The 17489-nt window shown below is 64.6% G+C and carries 18 protein-coding genes; 10 read left to right on the top strand and 8 right to left on the bottom strand.

Going from position 1 to position 17489, the window contains the following annotated elements; translation table 11 throughout:
- Nucleotides 1-187: hypothetical protein (locus QH290_RS36465; RefSeq protein WP_280387940.1), on the bottom strand; the 187-nt coding region annotated here is incomplete at its 3' end.
- Between the two features lie 469 nt (nt 188-656).
- On the opposite strand from QH290_RS36465, the gene QH290_RS36460 reads away from it, so the two are divergent.
- From QH290_RS36460 to QH290_RS36440, 5 genes are all read left to right on the top strand, one after another.
- Entirely contained in the window at nt 657-1961 is a 1305-nt protein-coding gene (locus QH290_RS36460) for an ABC transporter substrate-binding protein (RefSeq protein WP_280264040.1), read from the top strand.
- A gap of 221 nt (nt 1962-2182) precedes the next feature.
- Complete coding sequence (locus tag QH290_RS36455) at nt 2183-3058, top strand: carbohydrate ABC transporter permease (protein ID WP_425301589.1); 876 nt, start codon at nt 2183-2185, stop codon at nt 3056-3058.
- A complete protein-coding gene (locus tag QH290_RS36450; RefSeq protein WP_280387936.1) occupies nt 3055-3903 on the top strand; it encodes a carbohydrate ABC transporter permease in 849 nt (282 codons plus the stop codon). The genes QH290_RS36455 and QH290_RS36450 overlap by 4 nt, the downstream gene beginning before the upstream one ends.
- Nucleotides 3904-3957: 54 nt before the next feature.
- On the top strand, nt 3958-4518 hold the full coding sequence (locus tag QH290_RS36445; RefSeq protein ID WP_280264043.1) for a helix-turn-helix domain-containing protein: 561 nt from the start codon (nt 3958-3960) through the stop codon (nt 4516-4518).
- A complete protein-coding gene (locus tag QH290_RS36440) occupies nt 4511-5344 on the top strand; it encodes an SRPBCC family protein (protein ID WP_280387933.1) in 834 nt (277 codons plus the stop codon). Before QH290_RS36445 ends, QH290_RS36440 begins: the two co-directional genes overlap by 8 nt.
- A gap of 235 nt (nt 5345-5579) precedes the next feature.
- Here the strand turns inward: QH290_RS36440 and QH290_RS36435 are convergent, their stop codons facing one another.
- A complete protein-coding gene (locus QH290_RS36435) occupies nt 5580-6008 on the bottom strand; it encodes a PaaI family thioesterase (protein WP_280264105.1) in 429 nt (142 codons plus the stop codon).
- 157 nt (nt 6009-6165) lie between these two features.
- Between QH290_RS36435 and QH290_RS36430 the strand changes: the two genes are divergently transcribed.
- The 3 genes from QH290_RS36430 (at nt 6166) to ychF (ending at nt 9439) form a co-directional block, all read left to right on the top strand.
- The gene (locus QH290_RS36430) at nt 6166-6630 is read left to right on the top strand and encodes an SgcJ/EcaC family oxidoreductase (RefSeq protein WP_280264047.1); all 465 of its coding nucleotides are present in this window, start codon (nt 6166-6168) and stop codon (nt 6628-6630) included.
- A gap of 117 nt (nt 6631-6747) precedes the next feature.
- Nucleotides 6748-8304 carry a serine/threonine-protein kinase gene (locus QH290_RS36425; protein ID WP_280387931.1) on the top strand — a complete coding sequence of 519 codons (1557 nt, stop codon included), beginning with the start codon at nt 6748-6750 and terminating at the stop codon, nt 8302-8304.
- A gap of 40 nt (nt 8305-8344) precedes the next feature.
- Nucleotides 8345-9439, top strand: a complete 1095-nt coding sequence (ychF, locus tag QH290_RS36420) for a redox-regulated ATPase YchF (RefSeq protein WP_280387929.1) — start codon at nt 8345-8347, stop codon at nt 9437-9439.
- Nucleotides 9440-9691: 252 nt separating this feature from the next.
- Here ychF and QH290_RS36415 read toward each other — a convergent pair whose 3' ends face one another.
- Together QH290_RS36415 and QH290_RS38275 are read right to left on the bottom strand one after the other, a co-directional pair.
- Nucleotides 9692-11476 carry an AIPR family protein gene (locus QH290_RS36415; RefSeq protein ID WP_280387927.1) on the bottom strand — a complete coding sequence of 595 codons (1785 nt, stop codon included), beginning with the start codon at nt 11474-11476 and terminating at the stop codon, nt 9692-9694.
- 41 nt (nt 11477-11517) lie between these two features.
- Nucleotides 11518-11925: a hypothetical protein gene (locus QH290_RS38275; protein WP_425303695.1), complete on the bottom strand. Its 408-nt coding sequence runs from the start codon at nt 11923-11925 to the stop codon at nt 11518-11520.
- A 293-nt stretch (nt 11926-12218) separates the two neighbouring features.
- Between QH290_RS38275 and QH290_RS36410 the strand changes: the two genes are divergently transcribed.
- Entirely contained in the window at nt 12219-12890 is a 672-nt protein-coding gene (locus tag QH290_RS36410) for an HAD family hydrolase (RefSeq protein WP_280387925.1), read from the top strand.
- A gap of 40 nt (nt 12891-12930) precedes the next feature.
- On the opposite strand, the gene QH290_RS36405 is transcribed toward QH290_RS36410, so the two are convergent.
- The gene (locus tag QH290_RS36405) at nt 12931-14091 is read right to left on the bottom strand and encodes a helix-turn-helix domain-containing protein (protein WP_280387923.1); all 1161 of its coding nucleotides are present in this window, start codon (nt 14089-14091) and stop codon (nt 12931-12933) included.
- Nucleotides 14092-14244: 153 nt separating this feature from the next.
- Here QH290_RS36405 and QH290_RS36400 point away from each other — a divergent pair, with 153 nt between their 5' ends.
- On the top strand, nt 14245-14517 hold the full coding sequence (locus QH290_RS36400) for a hypothetical protein (RefSeq protein WP_280387921.1): 273 nt from the start codon (nt 14245-14247) through the stop codon (nt 14515-14517).
- Between the two features lie 371 nt (nt 14518-14888).
- Here the strand turns inward: QH290_RS36400 and QH290_RS36395 are convergent, their stop codons facing one another.
- The 3 genes from QH290_RS36395 to QH290_RS36385 form a co-directional block, all read right to left on the bottom strand.
- Nucleotides 14889-15422, bottom strand: a complete 534-nt coding sequence (locus QH290_RS36395; RefSeq protein WP_280387919.1) for a DUF402 domain-containing protein — start codon at nt 15420-15422, stop codon at nt 14889-14891.
- 112 nt (nt 15423-15534) lie between these two features.
- Complete coding sequence (gene proP / locus QH290_RS36390) at nt 15535-16977, bottom strand: glycine betaine/L-proline transporter ProP (protein WP_425303696.1); 1443 nt, start codon at nt 16975-16977, stop codon at nt 15535-15537.
- 252 nt (nt 16978-17229) lie between these two features.
- The gene (locus QH290_RS36385) at nt 17230-17421 is read right to left on the bottom strand and encodes a YegP family protein (protein ID WP_280264062.1); all 192 of its coding nucleotides are present in this window, start codon (nt 17419-17421) and stop codon (nt 17230-17232) included.
- Between the last annotated feature and the right edge of the window lie 68 nt (nt 17422-17489).

Genomic DNA, 17489 nt, shown 5'->3' with positions numbered 1-17489 from the left:
TGGCGGAACTGGCGGCGAACCCGCCGGAGAAGGCGCGCATCCGCGCGCTGCCCGTCGCCGGGGCCTTCCACACCGCGTTGAGGTTCTCGCCGCGCGCATTGCCGAGATCGGCCCTGGCGGCCGCGCCGAGGATGGCGATCGCGTGCAAGATGCCCTTCTTGGGGGGGGTGAACCGAGAACGGGCCACGACTCCCACGGGAGGTAGGTCGGGGTCTGTTCGGAGGTATTCGATGGTCGCCATGCGAGCTACTCTCCCGTGCTTTTCACTGGTCTTGCGGAAACGGACACAACGTAGCCGAACCGGGGCGTGCGTGAACCCGACTTAAGAAAGTCTGAACATATATTCCCGGCAGATGGTGGCCCGTCGGGTGGGCTGCCGGGAGTCCGCTGTTCACGGGCCCGGCAGAGGCGGTTCGGCGCGGCGTGGGTGATGCCGGTCGCGGTATCTCATCCGACTGTAGGCTGCCACGTCGATCTCACATACTGCACCGTCGATTCTCGCCAGTTGGGATCGGGTAGGCCCGGGCAATCACGCCGCACGCACCGATCGTCGCGGCTCGCGTGCGCGTGTCACCCGGTCGCACGGCATGGGAATCCGTATGCTCCGGTGCTGGTCAGAGGTTGTTCGTCCGCGCTGGAGCGGCAGAGGGAGGTTCGTGGCACCGACGCGTCGCACCGTGCTCCGTTCGGCCTTGGCGTTGCCGTTGGCCCCGAGTGCCTCGGCCGCGTGTGGAACGGCCGACGACGATGCGGTGACCTTCTTCTTCCAGGCCCGGCCCGAGGAGGCTCGCGCCCGGCTGCGCATCGTCGACGAATTCCAGCGCCGCCGTCCCGATATCCGGATCCGCACCATCATGTCCGGCCCGGATCCGCTGCAGCAGATGCTGACCTATTGCGCGGGCGGCAAATGCCCGGATGTATTGATGGCATGGGAGCTGCTGTACGCGGGCCTGGCCGAGCGGGGGGTGCTGCTGGACCTCAATACGCTGCTGGATCGGGAGCCGGACTACGCGCGGGCCTTGCGAAGCGACAGCCACCGGCCGCTGTATGACACATTCACCTACGGGGGCGGGCAGTATGCGCTGCCCGAGCAGTGGTCCGGGGTCTTCCTCTATTACAACCGGAAGCTGTTCGACCGGGCCGGGATTCACCCGCCGGGGACCTGGCGCGACGCGTGGTCCTATGCCGAATTCCTCTCTGCCGCGCAGGAACTGACCCGTCGCGGCGACGGGCGGACGCGGCAGTGGGGGTTCGTGGACGGCTGGGTGCCCTATTATTCGGCGGCCTGTTTCGGGATGAACAACGGCGCCGAATGGTTCAGTCCGCCGATGGCGCCGACGCGCACCAATATCGGGGATCCGCGCTTTGCCGAGGGCGTGCAGTTCTACGCCGATCTCGCGCTGCGGCATCGGGTGGCGCCCGATATCGCGGACCGGCAATCGGTGTCGGCCTACGACCTGTTCGCCGGGGGCCGGGCGGCGATGCTGCTCGGCGGGCACTGGCTGTATTCGGAGTTCGCCGAGGAGGACGAACTCGATGTCGATGTCACCGTGCTGCCGGTCGGCCCCCACGGCGGGCCGGGCGCGATCACCGACGTCGGCTGCACCGGACTGGGTATCGCCGCCGCCAGCCCGCGCCGCGAACAGGCTTGGGAATTCGTGAAATTCGCGACCGGCCCGGTGGGACAGGAGATCATCGCCGAATCGGGATTGTTCGTGCCGGTGCTGCATTCGGCCCTGCACTCACCGGGATTCGCCGCCGCCCACCGTGATATCCGCAATCTCCGAGTATTCATGGACGGGCCCGAAGTTTCGCGCCAGTTCGCGATCACCCCCGCGTGGAGCAAGGTGGAGTCGCTGCTGTCCCGCAGCTGCAATCGAGTGCTGCGCGGTGCGGCGAGCGCGGAATCCCTTGCGGGAACGGCCGCGGACATCGACGCATTACTGCGAGCCCGAACATGAACGGGGCCCATTCCCGGCATGTTTGTGGCCGGGATCCCTCCAACATGGTGCGGCGACAATCAGCCCCACATCAGCCCGGCCGGTCGGAGGACCTGATGGCGAACCGGATCAGCACCGTGGTCGCACGGAATCGTGTCACTCGTTCGATCCATGCCGCCGAGGCACTTCCGGAAACCGCACGGGCGAACCCCGCGCCCGCTCGCAAACGGCGCCGCTCCACCCTGGAGCGCCGCAGGATGCGCGCCGGAATCGGCTTCATCGCACCGAATCTGGCGGCGGTCGCGGTCTTTCTGCTGTTCCCGCTGGGCTTTTCGCTGTATCTCAGCTTCCATTCCTGGGATCTGTTCGGGCCGATGCGGTTTGCCGGGCTGGGGAACTACCGGCAGCTGCTCGACGATCCGCTGTTCTATATCGCCCTGCGCAATACGGCCGTGTTCACGGTGCTGGCGCTGCTGCCGACGGTGGCGATCAGTCTCGCGGTGGCGGCCGCGCTGAACCGGAAACTGCGGGGGATCGGGCTGTTTCGCACCCTGGCCTTCCTGCCGCTGGTCGCCTCGACCGTCGCGATGGCCGTGGTGTGGCGGTTCCTGTTCACCACCGACGACGGCCTGGTGAATCTGATGCTGGGCTGGCTCGGGGTGCCGTCGATTCCCTGGCTGAGCGATCCGAACTGGGCGCTGCTCGCGTTGAGCATCGTCACGGTCTGGAAGAGCGTGCCGTTCGCCACCGTCATCCTGCTGGCAGCCATGCAGGGCGTCCCCGAAAACCTGTACGAGGCCGCGAAGATCGACGGGGCGGGGCCGTGGCGTCGGTTCCGCTCGATCACGGTGCCGCTGATCCGGGGCGCGCTGTCGTTCGTGTTCGTCATCACGATCATCAACTCGGTGCAGGCATTCGATCAGGCCTACGCGCTCACCGACGGCAACGGTGGGCCCGAGACCGGCACCTTCGTGCTGGGAATCATGCTGTTCCAGAACGCCTTTCGGTTCTACGAGATCGGCTACGCGGCGGCGCTGGCTTGGGTGATGTTCGCACTGCTGCTGGTGCTCACCCTGATTCAGCTGTGGTTGTCGCGCCGGGATCCGGAGCAGCCGTGAGTGCGCGCGGGCAGCGGGCGATCCTGCGCCGGACCGTGCGCGGGGTGCTGATCTACGCGGCGCTCATCGCGATCGCCTGGTGCGCGGTGGGCCCGATCCTGTGGGCGCTCGGCGCCTCGCTGAAACCCGAAGGGACGGTGAGCGATCCGAACCCGATACCGTCGGATCCGCAGTGGTCGAACTACGGCGAGGTGTTCGGGCTGCTGCCGCTCGGGCGGATGCTGCTCAACACCGCCGTCTACGCCGGGCTGATCACCGCGGGCCAGGTCTTCTTCTGCTCGCTGGCCGGATACGCGTTCGCGCGCTTGCGGTTTCCCGGCCGCGAACTGCTGTTCCTGGCCTACCTGACGACGCTGATGGTGCCGCTCACGGTGACGGTGATACCGCAGTTCATCCTCATGCGCACCTTCGGCTGGGTGGATACGCCGTGGGCGATGATCGTCCCCGGCCTGTTCGGCTCCGCCTTCGGCACCTATCTGATGCGGCAGTTCTTCCGCACGCTCCCAGCCGAATTGGAGGAGGCGGCCATCCTCGACGGATGCAGCACCTGGCAGGTCTATTGGCGGGTGCTGCTCCCGCACGCCCGGCCCGCCGTCATGGTGCTGGCCGTGCTCACCTGGATCACCGTGTGGAACGACTTCCTGTGGCCGCTGGTGATGATCCAGCGCAACGAGATCGCCACCGTCACGCTGGGTCTGGTCCGCCTCCAGGGGCAGTACCACACCCAGTGGCCCCTGCTCATGGCCGCCGCGGTGACCGTGCTGGTCCCGCTGCTGCTCGTCTACGCGTTCGCCCAGAAGTCGTTCGTGCGCGGTATCGCGCAATCGGGGCTGGGTGGGCGCTGACGCTCAACCTCGGCCTCTTTACAAAAATCGATTTGTATATAAAAATGGATTCTTGTGAAGGACGTGCTCTACCTCGATCGCCTCGAACAGGCCGAGGCGCTGCTCAAGCCGCAGCGCCTCGACATCCTGCGCGCGCTCGCCGAGCCCTCCACGTGCCGGGACATTGCCGTCCAGTTGGAACAGACGCCGCAGCGCGTGAACTACCACGTGAAGAAGCTCCTCGAACACGGGATCGTCCGGCTCCTCGCCGAACGTCAGGTCCGCGGCACCCGCGAGGGCGTCTATCAGGCCGTCGCCCGCTCGTACTGGCTGTCACCGCAGCTCGTCGGGACGGTCGGCGAGCGCTCGGTCAGCGATGCGATGGGACTGGGACATCTGCTCGACCTCACCGAGGAGGTCCAGCGCGATGTCGCCGCGGTCGACCGCACCGTCACCGATCTCCCGTCCATCGGGATTTCCGGGCAGATCCACATCCGCCCGGACCAGCGTGCTCAGTTCCTCGACGAACTGAGCCGTTCGCTCCAGGACATCTTCACCCGCTACGGCGGTCGCGACGGTGACCGATTCAAGCTGGCCGTCGCCTGCTACCCCTTCGGAAAGGAACCCCATGACTGAGCCGCTCGTGCTCCGCGTTCGCACCACCGCCACCCCCGAGGCGGCGTTCGCCGCCCTCACCGAGGAGAAGGCGGTCACCAACTGGCTCGCCGAGCACGCCCGAATCGACCTGCCGAACGTCTACGAGTTCTGGGGTCCGTCGGTGCCCGAGGGCGATGCGCCGCATCAAACCGTCCGGAGTGCCGGAGACGGGTCGCTGAGTATCACCTGGTTGCTCGACGGTGCCGAAACCACCACCGATATCGCCGTCGGCACGCAGGACGGCGAAACCGTCGTCACCGTGACGCAGAGCCATTTCAGCTTCGACGCCATGATGTCCGGCGCCGTTCACGGTGTGCTGCAGACGTTCTGGGCACTCGCCCTTGCCAACCTCGTCGACTATCTGGAGGGTCGGGAGATCACCGCGCGCGCCGATTTCACCAGCGCCGATTTCAGCGCCACCGTGCAGATCGACGCCCCGGTCGACCGGGTGTACGAATCGTTGATCTCCTCCGAACAGGCCTCCGCCTGGTTCGGTTACCCCATCGAGATCGAGCCGGAGGTCGGCGGACGGTTCGCGATGGGCGGCATCGAGAACAACCCGAATCCGGCCCACATCGTCGACCTGGTGCCCGGCGAACGGGTCAGCGTGAACTGGGGGCCCGGCGGCATCGGCACCTGGGAACTCGAAGGATCCGACGGCGGAACCCGGCTGACATTGACCTCCAGCGGCTTCGACGAGAACAACCCGCCGTACGCCGGATGGCTCGGAAACCTTTCCGGCCTCGCCGAACTGCGTCGCTACCACGAGATCGAGCCGTGGCGCCCGATCACCGTGGCCGCCTGAGCGGCCCGGACCCGTCCGATCAGAGGAGGTTCGGCGATGCCCGACAACGGTGTGCAACAGATCGACGAGTACATCGCCGGGGCGCAGGGTTCCTGCGGTCGATGGGCAAGGGCGAGCGCAAATCCGCGACGATCACGGAGGGCCGGGACGTCGACTACACCCGGCTGGCCACTGTGCTCCGACAGACCACCGCGGCAAGTTGATCGGCGGTGCACGGGTAGCGCGCCGGGGAAGGTCAGGCGCCGTCGGCGACGATGGACTTGGTGATCTGGCTCGTGGCGATCACGGGTGAGTCGGGGCCGTCCAGCGTCGCCGTCGCGGTCACGAAGGCCAGGGTGCGGCCCCGTTTCGCCAGCGCGCCGTAGACGTGCACCCAGGCGTCGCGCGGGGCCGCCCGGATGAGTTGCGTGGCGATGGCGTGCGTGACGGCATGTTCGCCCGGGCCGAGCGTCGGTGCCACGGCGAGGTATCCGGCGAGTTCGGCGATCGCGTTGAGCGCCCCGGCGTGCAGGGTTCCGGCGGGAGTCGCCGCCAGGCCGCGCACGGGAAACCGCACCCCGGCGGACGGGTCGGCGGCATCGATCAGCTCTGCGCCGAGTGCTCGCTGCAGCTCCACCCGGAGCGCGGCGTCGACACGCGCGCGGTACTCGCCGTCGGATTCCATGGGCACGGCCGCAGCGTACTGCCGCCACCTGGTCCGACCGTGAATTTTTCGATACCGGCGGGCGAACAGGACTCGCACTGCTCCGGATCGCCGCGATCGGCAACCCGGTAGTTCGACAGAGGCGGCGGCAGAACACGCGGCTCTAGCGTTCACAACCATGAGCAATTCCGAATTGGGGACGGCCGCGACCGAGGAACGGAACGAGGCCGCTGCGTCGATCCGTCCCGCCGCTTACGGCCCGCCGGTGACCGAGCAGCAGCTACGTGAGCTGGAAGAACTCGTCGCGTCGATCGAGACCGGATTCAACGACAAGGATGCGGCGGTGCTCGACGGCCGGTTCACCCGCGACGCCGTGGTGATCGTGCCCGACGGCACGACACTGCGGGGCTGGGACGAACTGTTCGCCTACCACACGGCCCGGTTGCGCGGGCCTGTCGCCGACTGGACGACCCGCATCCACGTGGTGGGCGCGCACGCCCTCGGCCCGGACACCGCCGTCGTCCACATGCGGCAGCGCACCACGACCCCGCAGGGAGACTTCAGCAATCACGGCACCGCCGTCGTGGTCCGCAGGGACGGTGCCTGGTGGTTCGCGGCGTTGCAGAACACCAACGTGGTGTGATTTCGCTGCCGCGATGTAGCGGCGACTCGGGTGAATCGGCGAGAGCGGCTATGTTGTCCGCTACGGGCGCGAACCCTGGACGGTCGCGCCGGATGCTGTTCGGTGTGGGAGTGGAAGATGCTTCGTAGCGGTGAGATCTTCGCCGACTATGTGATCGAGCGCGAGCTCGGCCGCGGTGGAATGGGCTCGGTGTTCCTGGCGAAGCATCCGCGGCTACCGCGCCGGACCGCGCTGAAAGTGCTGAATCGCGAACTGTTCTCGGATGCGGAGAGCCGGGCCCGATTCGATCGGGAGGCCGATCTCTTTGCGCGGCTGGATCATCCGAATATCGTGGCGATCTACGACCGCGGCGCAGTGGGCGAGCAGCTGTGGATCTCCATGCAGTACGTGGAGGGCCGGGACGCGGCCGCCGTTCCGGGGCAGGAGATGCCGCCGGAGCGCGCGGTGCGCATCGTCGCCGAGGTCGCCGAGGCGCTCGACCACGCGCACAGCCGGGGCGTGCTGCACCGCGACGTCAAGCCGGCGAACATTCTGCTGGAGCAGTCGTCCAACGGCCGTCCCGAGCGAGTCCTGTTGACCGACTTCGGGATTGCGCGCCTGCGCGACGACGCCGGGCACCTGACCCGCACGGGAACCTTCACCGCGACCCTGGCCTACGCGTCGCCGGAACAGCTGTCCGGCGAACCGCTGGATCCCCGGGCGGATCAATATTCCTTGGCCTGCACGCTGTTTCGGTTGCTGACCGGCTCGGGCCCCTACGAGGCGGAACATCCCGCGATGGTGATGCAGGGCCACCTCTACGACACGCCACCCAGCCTCAGCTCGATCCGGCCCGATCTGCCGCCTGCGGTGGACCGGGTGCTGGCCCGGGCGATGGCCAAACGGCCACAGGACCGGTTCGGCACCTGCGCGGATTTCGCGGCCGCCGCGCGACGGGCCCTGGCGGACGGGCGGATGCCGGATACGACCGTGACGACGCCGCTGAATACGCCCGGCACCGTGCGGCATCCGTTCGCCACCGATCCCACCGTCGGCGCGCGGCCCGTGCCACCGTCCGCTCCCGCGGTCGGCGCGCTGCCCGTGCCACCGCAGGCACCCGCCCGTTCTCGTCGGCGGCTGTTCGCCGGAATCGTTGCTGCCGCAGTCGTTGTGGTGCTCGCGGTCACCGGAATCCTTTATTCCCAAGGGGTTTCCGGAGATCGTGACCAGACCTCGACCGGTGATCACGCGGCGATCTGGCAGGCGTTCCCGAAAATGGTCCCCGTCGACACCAAGCGCAAGGAGGGTTTCAGCGCGGCGCGGTGCGAGAGTTTTCAGCCCGCGGACCGGCCGCCGGACGAGGACGACGGCCTGAACTTCGGCAAATGGACCGCCCAGTGGGAATGCGAGAGCGGCGGCGACTACAAGGACCCGACGTTCCGGTTCTACGCCTACAAATCCTCGGCCGACGTCCGGGCCGTCGTCGCACTGCTGGACTCCGGCAAACGCTTCGTCGAGTCCAACCACGGCCGCTCCTACACCAACTACCGCGTGAAGTCGTACTGGGGCGAGGCCATCGTCACGGTCTTCCTGGACACCGACGACCGCGCCGCATTCCTGATGTACTCCCGCCCGAAGTCGTCGTCCGAGCCGCAGGACGTCCTCGCGTGGTGGAAGACGACAACCCTGGACTGAATGCCGTCGGCGGGTGCCCGGCGCGTAGACTGCACTACTCGTGAGTCTCACCCTCGGTATCGTCGGCCTGCCCAACGTCGGAAAGTCGACGCTGTTCAACGCGCTGACCAAGAACGACGTGCTGGCGGCGAACTACCCGTTCGCCACGATCGAGCCGAACGTCGGGGTGGTGCCGCTGCCCGATCCGCGGCTGGACAAGCTCGCCGAGATCTTCGGGTCCGCGCGGATCCTGCCCGCCACCGTGTCGTTCGTCGATATCGCGGGCATCGTGAAGGGCGCCTCCGAGGGCGCGGGCCTGGGCAACAAGTTCCTGGCCAACATCCGCGAGGCCGACGCCATCTGCCAGGTGGTGCGGGTCTTCGCCGACGACGATGTGGTGCATGTCGACGGGCGGGTCGATCCGCTCGCCGATATCGAGGTGATCGAGACCGAGCTGATCCTCGCCGACCTGCAGACCCTGGAGAAGGCCGTCCCGCGGCTGGAGAAGGAAGCCAAGGTCAAAAAGGACCGCAAGCCGTTCTTCGAGGCGGCGAAGGCGGCCCAGGACATCCTCAACGAGGGCAAGACCCTGTTCTCGGTCCGCGACAAGCTCGACACCGACCACCTCAGGGAACTCTCGCTCCTGACGATCAAGCCGTTCCTCTACGTCTTCAACGCCGACGAGTCGGTGCTGACCGACGAGTCCCGCGTGGCCGAGCTGAAAGCCGCTGTGGCCCCGGCGGATTCGGTCTTCCTCGACGCCAAGGTCGAGGCCGAACTCCTCGAACTCGACGAGGAGTCCGCCGCCGAACTCCTGGAATCCATCGGCCAGGCCGAACCCGGCCTGCACGCCCTGGCCCGCGCCGGCTTCCACACCCTGGGCCTCCAGACCTACCTCACCGCAGGCCCCAAGGAAGCCCGAGCCTGGACCATCCACCAGGGCGACACGGCCCCCAAGGCCGCCGGCGTAATCCACACGGACTTCGAACGGGGTTTCATCAAGGCCGAGATCGTCGCCTACGACGATTTGATCGAAGCAGGCTCCATGCCCGCCGCCAAGGCGGCAGGCAAGGTACGCATGGAGGGCAAGGACTACGTGATGTCAGACGGCGACGTAGTCGAGTTCCGCAGCGGATTAGCGTCTGGGAAGAAGTAAATCAGCGCGTCGGCGGGGCTTCACCAAGGTCGGTTCGGTCAGCACGTAAGCGGCAACTGCGAGTGTTGGGATCCGCTGGGGCGGAAGGTACGAGAAGGTGACCTCGTCGACAAGGAAGTCAGAATCGAGAACATGTCGAAGCAACGCGTTGGCGTCGAATCTGCCGAGCCGCTCGTACACCGGCTCGGCTGCATTCCGCATTGGACGATCGCCAGAGGGCTACCGAGAGCGGGAGAACTCCAGTAATTTGTTCTAGAGTTTCCGGGGTGCGTTCTTGGCCTTTTCTAGCATCGTCTCTTGGCTCCGCCTACTTCGTACGTCATCCTTACGAAGGCTTCGTCCCTCAGAAAGGGGAGTCGCGAACGTACTAGCGGCAAGTTGTACGGCGGTAACGATAGCGTCTTCGATCTGCTCGGACAGAGCCTTGTCCGACACGCGAAAATTGAGAGTCTTGGTTTTCTTGAGTGACTTGCTTGTTCCCTCGATGTCAGTATCCTCAAAGATCTGTACGAACCCAGGATTCACCAAGACTGATACAGCCATCGCAATGTGATACTTTGCAGCCTTAAGGGTAGCGGACTCGGGTGTTCGCGCGAAGTACCTGTCGATCCGGTAGATGATCCAGGCGGCGTAGTAGTAGGTCTCCACGGGGTATTCGCCCCAGACGAATGACCCTTCGGCCTCAAGATCCTTCGGGGATCCGATCGCACGGGATGACTCGCCGAATAGCGTGGCAGCAACGGCTCGGTTGAGCTCTGGGGTTGTCACAACACGCGTGCGAGCGAATTCAAGTGCCGCGCCTCGGTTCTGTCGTTCATAGCGGAGGCCGTCTATCCCGGATTGTGTGAAGTACTCTTCGACATCCTTCGCGATTTGCGAACTCGCCTGGATATCGGTCAAGCCTATCGCGGTCTGAAGGTTGGTTGCGATCGCGACGCTGGTTCGAACACCGGAATCATTGGAGCTGACGATCTTAACTGGAATCCACAGGTCATCCAGCAGCGTCGACTCGTTGCTCACGTCATCGGACTCAGACCAACGGAGCAACTGATGGCTGGTCTGACCGCCATTCACAATTTGGTAACCGGAAATGAAAAAGCGATCTCCGAGGCCGCGTAGTTCGGTTGCAATGATTGTTAGGCCATTATTTAGAAATGGGAAATGCTCACGCTCTGAAGATCGGAGTGTGCCCATAATCCTGCTATTCACCGGATTGTGTGGGCCGAGATCTAGGCGCACATTGTCATCAAATATTCCTGGCCTAATATCGCCTGACTCATCTTTTAGGAGTCTCATCAGCTCGGTCGCCGAGATCAGGCCTATGTAGGCCTCACTAACGCTATCAGTGGCCGGGATTGTCTGACGCTTCTCAAAGTTGAACATGATGTTTTGAGGTCCGAAGCGTTCCTTCTGCTTGGTAGCGAGCTCTTCATGCCCGTGAGTTCGAAGTTTCAAGCCTTCGGAGTAGGCACCAATATTGCGAATTCTGTTGAGGGCTTCTGTAATCTGAAGCTCTGATTGCACGCTCTTTCCTGTATGAGAGCTCGTTGTAACGTAGTAAAGCTCACATGGAATTCTGCTATCCTGGAACTTGTCACCGCTCTCGGCGATTCTGTCGATTAAACTAGCCAGATCGACTAGCCGAGGGGGAAGTTTAACAGTTCCCGGCTTCATTGCATATTTAGTGACGGCCTCGACTCCGTGTAGGAATTTGGCGATCAGCTTGGAGTCATATGATTCACTTGTCTTAGCCTGAATGAAGATCACTTTGGCAGAGTTTGTCGTTTGCTCAGATATCAGGTCGTCGACTTCTTCTGGTTCAAACACGGCCCGTCCGTTCACGATCACTGTACCGATGTCGATACCCTCATCGCTACCACCGCCAAGAACGGACCGTTCGATGGAATCTACATCGTCGCGAAGGTATTGGAAGAGGTAGTTCGCGGCGACGTAGCGCTCGAACAAATCTGCTTCTGTACCCTCAAAACCGAAATCGCGACCAAATTTTGTGACGCGCTTGCTGGTCAGGGTGTGCACCCGTCCTCCTATTGGCCGCTGCAAGGTGATACTGAGTGACACTAACTATCCGGGACGGCAGGCGCCTCTGGTTGACTGTACCGGTCCTGGCAACTGCTGATGATCCTGAATCCCGGTTGGGTTTGGAGACATACGGAGCAACCGGTGGCCGCCTCTCGGTCGGCACTTTCAAGCGCTCGGCCTCGGACGCGTGTGGCGCCGAAGGCGTCGCAACGCGGAACGTTGGTGGAACGTGGACCGTCGTGGAGGTCTGGCTGCACGGGCTTCCGGTCGTCGCCGTAGTAGGTGAAGAACCCGGTTTGAAGGTCGAGTTGGTCAGGCCAGTCGCCCTCGTTCCTGGTTCCTGGTTGTGAACAGAACCACCATACAGACTTCGCTGCGGGGGGACCCGCTGTACCGAAACCGGCCCAGATTGCCCACGGGCGCAAGCCTGGTCGCCGCTCCGTCATGTGTGGCCTTCTGTGCACACCTCCGTGCGAAGTTTGCTGCACGACTGATCGCCGTAGTCAAACTCCGCCCAACGATTCGCGGGGGGGTTGCTGGGAGATGATGCACGGGAACATGACCGGATGGTTCGAACCGCGCTGCGATGGGTCGGTCGCACGCATCATCGCCTGTTCTATCGGCTCGATTACGAGGCCGGGATGTGCGATAAGCCTCTGCTGGTGATCAGCACAGAACTGAGCGTGTACGTGGGCTTTCCGCAGAGTGGGTGTCGACCGATGCAGCTACGGTTGGAGGAATGATCCAAGCTATCGTGTTCGACGTCGGTGAGACGTTGGTGGACGAGAGTCGGGAGTATGGGTCGTGGGCGGACTGGTTAGGCGCTCCACGGCATACGTTTTCTGCCGTGTTCGGTGCGGTCATCGAGTCCGGACACGACTACTGGGAGGCATTCCAGGTGTTCCAACCGGGCTTCGACCTCCCTCGTGAGCGGCAAGCTCGAGTCGATGCGGGTAAGCCGGAGTCATATGGTGAGGGAGATCTCTACGACGATGTTCGGCCCGCGTTGTCCAAGTTGCAGGGCATGGGTGTATGGGTGGGTGTCGTCGGCAACCAGACAGTTCGGTCTGGGCGGATCCTTCGGAGCTTGAAGCTCCCCACGGACTTCATCGCCACATCGGATGACTGGGGTGTCGAGAAGCCGTCGGCTGAGTTCTTCGCGAAGGTGGTTGAGGTGGCGCCGTGTCGTGCGGAGGAGATCGTGTATGTCGGTGATCGCATCGACAACGATGTTGCGCCCGCGAAGAAGGCTGGCATACGGACTGCCTACATTCAGCGTGGCCCGTGGGGGTGGATCCTTCGGGACAAGCAAGAGGTTGCGGATCTGTCCGATTGGAAGATTCGCGAACTGACGGAATTGCCGGAAATCGTTGCGGCGGAGAATGGTTCGGTTAGCCGACAAGTGAGTTGACGGTCGTGGAGGCGGCTGTGCCCAACTGCCGGTTCAAGTCCTACACGGCTGCGCCGAGCCAGTTGGCGAAGCCGACGAGGGTGTCTGTGCGGCGGCGTTCTGCTGCGGCGATTCCGTACAGAGTTTCTCGGACCGACGGGTGTAGTCGGGTTTGTTGGGGTGCGGCGAGGCGGGCCTTGTTCAGGGCGGCGAGTGCTTTGTCTGGTTTGCCTGACATCAACCACGCGCGGGCGTTGTCGTGCCAGTGGTGGGCGATCCGTGTTGGGGGAGCATCGGGGGCGTAGGTGAGTGTGGCGCCCTCGATTGCTGCCTTGTTCGGGTCGCCGGACTCCAGTTCGATTGCGTGGGCGTGGATTTCGACGTTGAGAGGGCCGAAGGCAGTCATGTACGCGTCGGTTTCGCCGGTCTGGGCAGCGAGTTCGCGGGCTGCATCGATGTGCCCGATGGCGTTGGGGTAGTTCAGTTTTCGTGCCTCATTAATGGATCCGGCAAGGTGTGAGTACCCTGCCAGGACTATCCCGGCGCTGTCGGTTCCGGCGACGTTGATGGCAGAGTCGATGAGTCGACCTGCCACCTCTCCTTCGCCGTAATGGGTCAGGACCCGTGCACGGGCGAGGGTGGAGTACGAACCCCAGTTCTGGTCGGACGCGAGGGGTGCATAAGTATCGGCGAGATCCAGCGCGGGAAGGGCCAGCATGAGGTGGCCGGTGCGGCGGACCGACCATTCAGCCAGTATGTATGCCGACACGAGCAGTGTGTACGCGCGGGTTGTCGTATCGCCGGAGGTCTCACGCACGGCCCCGTGCAGTCTGCGGATGATTCCGGGCAGTGCCTCGATCGTCTGCCGTGTGCGATCCCGGCGGTACAAGTTCTGTGCCGCTCGAAGATCCGTATCGATGCGGTCGAGCGAATCCGGTTCGACGGCACGAGCGTACCGGCCTTCGGTCAGCAGGATCGACAGCTCGTTGATTGCGTCGGCGAGTGGCTTACCGTCATCGAAGGGTGCGCCGGTGAGCTGTTCCGGTGTGATTCGCAGTGCTCGGGCGACTGCGGACAGGAACCCGGGGGACGCCACCTCGCGGCCCTGTTCCACGGCTTTCAACATCGACAACGAGTAATTGGCGCGGGTGGCGAGCTGGCGTTGCGTGAGGCCGGCCAGCTTCCGCTCCGCCGCAATTCGTTCTCCAGCATGCTGCCCCATTCCACGAGCCTAACGGCATGCGGCCAGCTCTTCTACTGGTTTGGACTGTCCCTCTGCTGGCCCTTCGCCCTGGTCCCGGCGCCGAATCTGGACCGAACCAGACAATGAAAGGGGCGGATGAAGATGAGGCGTATACCTACCGCGCTCGGGTGGATGGACCTCGAGGTGTCGGATTCGGTGGAGTGGGATGTGGCGCGGGTGCGGCGGTTGGCTCGGCGGTTGGGGTATGTGCTGATCTGGCCTGATTATTCGCCGGTTCGGTTGGTGGATCACGCGCGTGCTGCGGATGTCGACGTGGTGGTCGTCCCGGCTCCGAATCATCTGGGTGCTCTGGAGATTGATGCGGTTATGCAGGTGGCGGATGTCGAAACGGTTTGTCCGCGAATGTCTTTCAGTCGCTGGACCGTGTTGGGAGCGGGCGCATGAAGGCCACCGAGGTGGCCGTTCTGTCGGTTCTCGCTCCTGGCGGGATGCTGACCGTCGCCCAGATAGGTCGAGAGGCGTCGTTGACAGGGTGGAGTACTCGTTACGCGCTGGCTTCTCTGGATGCCCGCGGCCTGGTGGTATCGGGCCGCAGGGGCCGGTGGCAGATCAGTCTGCGTGGCCGGGCGGCGTTGGCGATCAAGTCCGGGCTCGGCCGATGAGCGGATGGGTCGTCATCGGGTTGCTCGCCGCTGTTGCGGTGCCGACCGCTGTCTTCTCGGTGGCACTGCTTTGGCCCGAGCGACCGCGGCCAGGTTGTTCGGTGGACGAGATCCGAGACCGAATCGGAGACGAGGACGACCAGCGCTGATCGGTTACCGGATCGGCTTCCAGTTCTCCCAACGCGAAACCCACCAGCAGGTGCCATGATTCAACGCGGAAGCGACGTGTTCGGCCTCGTGCCAGACTGTTTCGGCTTCTGCAGGGGTGAGGCGGCCGTCGGCGACCTGTTTGGCGACGTCTTCACGGTCTTTCCACTGCCAATCTCCGTCCCTGATGACGATATCGAGGCCGTGATCGTCGGTGTCGAAGTAGTTCTGACCACGGCTGTAAGGCCTTTCGAAGTTGATGTACCAACAGTCGAGCCGGTCACCGTGGAAGAACGCCCAGACCGAATAGGCGTCGGTGGGGCGATACAGTTGCAATACGCTGCTGCCGGTCCACCGGTCCTGGCTCGACCATGGGTGTGGGCCGAACGGATGCTGCGGGAATGTGAAGGGGGTGCCGTCTTCGATCCAGACGGCGAGTACATCGTCATCCGCGATGACCTGAACAGGCATAGTCATCCACACCTGGCCGTGCAGTACCTCGCGCCGCAGCACCATGGACCCGACCGTGAACCCGGACATAGCCTCCACGTTAGCTTCGCCGCGGTTGACGGGATGCCCTGCGCTGTAGGCCTTTCGGCGTGATCGAGCGGTCGATGCCATGAACATATGGGCTTCGCCGCCGCGCTCGAGTTCAGCGTTTCGACGACTCCGCCCGTAGCTCCGCCAATGCCAGTTCCGAGGTTGTCACCAGGCGTTCTGCTTCCTCCTTGGTCCCGACCATGGGTTGGGAGCCGCGGAGGGGGAGTAGGGAGGATTCCTTGAGGAACAGGGCGGCTGTGAAACCTATGACGCCGGAGGCTATGAGGTAGAAGGCGGGCATCATCAGGTTGTGGGTGACGTCGACGAGGGCGGTGTTGACCAGGGGGGTGGTGCCGCCGAAGGCGGAGACCGCGATGTTGAACGAGATGCCCATGGCGCCGTAGCGGATGGCGGTGGGGAACAGGGCGGGCAGGGTGGCGGCGCTGGGTCCGGCGAAACCGGCCAGCAGTGCGGCCAGGACCAGGGTGCCGAGCAGGGGTAGCACCCAGCCGTCCTGGCGGATGAGCAGGAAGCACGGGTATGCGAGCACGATCTGGGCCACGGCCGCGGTCAGGAACACCGGGCGCCGCCCGAAACGGTCGCTGGCGCGGCCCACGAACGTGATCAGCAAGACCACCAGCGCCATCGCGCTGAGCACCAGGATGTCCGAATGCGTGGCGGAGCGGTGCAGCGATTCGGTCATATAGGTCGGCAGGTACGCCGTCACCATGTAGTTGGTGACGTTGTACAGCAGCACCAGGCCGATGCACATCAGCACGGCCCGCCAGTGCCGGGTGAGGATCTCCCCGATCTCCCGCAGCCGCCCGCTGCCGGACTCCTGCTCGGCCAGATCCCGGTCGTGTGCGTCGAGTTGTTCCTGGTAGGCGGGGCTGTCCTCCAGCTTCAGCCGGATGTACAGGCCGATGGCGCCGATCGGCCCGGCGATCAGGAACGGCAGGCGCCAGGCCCAGTCCTCCACCGTCTGATCGCCGAGGGTCGCGGTGAGCAGGGTGACGATGCCGGACCCGGCGGCGTAACCGGTGAACGTGCCGAAATCGAGCCAGCTGCACAGGAATCCGCGCCGCCGGTCGGGGGAGTACTCGGCGACGAACGTGGTAGCGCCGCCGTACTCGCCGCCCGTGGAGAAGCCCTGCACCATCCGGCAGACCAGCAGCAGAATCGGGGCGGCCACGCCGATCGAGGCGTAACTGGGGATGAAGCCGATCGCGAAGGTGCTGCCCGCCATCATGAGCATGGTGGTGGCCAGCACCTTCTGGCGGCCGATCCGGTCGCCGAGCGGACCGAAGTACAACCCGCCCAGCGGCCGGACCAGGAAGGCCGCGGCGAAGGTCGTGAACGAGGCCAGCACCTGCACGCCCGCGCCGACATCCGGGAAGAACACCTTCCCGATGACCACCGCGAGATAGCTGTAGACGCCGAAGTCGAACCATTCCATGCAGTTGCCGACGGAGGCGGCGACCACGGCCCGCTTCAGCATCCCGGCATCGACGACCGTGATGTCCTTCAGCGCGAGCGGACGGCCGCGCTTGCGCATGCGCCGAGTGAATTCGGCCCGCACATGCCCCGGCATGGCGGCCATGACGTCGCGCGCCGACCGGTGGCCGCTGCTCTGTTCCATCGCCGCGCTCCCCACTCTCGACGGAGAATGCCCTGCCGCTGTCAACAGCGAATCGTAAGCGCGCGGTGGGTCCGCTCCAGGTAGGCGCACCAGATAGGGATGCCGCAAGTTTGCGGTCTCCGCGATCGAGCCCCACCCGGCGTGCCGGATGGGGCTCGATCGCATCGGTTATCCGGATGCTTCGGCGAGATCGACGACCGTCGCATCGGCGGCGTTGCTCTGCACCGAGGCGATGCCCTTTCTCGCCGCGTCCTTCGTCGCGTAGGCCTGGCTCTGCGCGATGACCTCGCCGTTCCCGGCCTTCAGGCGCCACCGGAATTTATCGGCGGCATCGGCGAAGAGTTCGAATTTGCCGGACATTGTCTTCCTCCCGTTCCATATCGTCGGGAAACGCGCCCACCAGCCGAGACGGCGCGCACGCTATGGAG

This window comes from Nocardia wallacei (assembly GCF_029869545.1).
Classification (GTDB): domain Bacteria; phylum Actinomycetota; class Actinomycetes; order Mycobacteriales; family Mycobacteriaceae; genus Nocardia; species Nocardia wallacei_A.
This window is presented reverse-complemented; position numbering and strand designations above follow the sequence as displayed.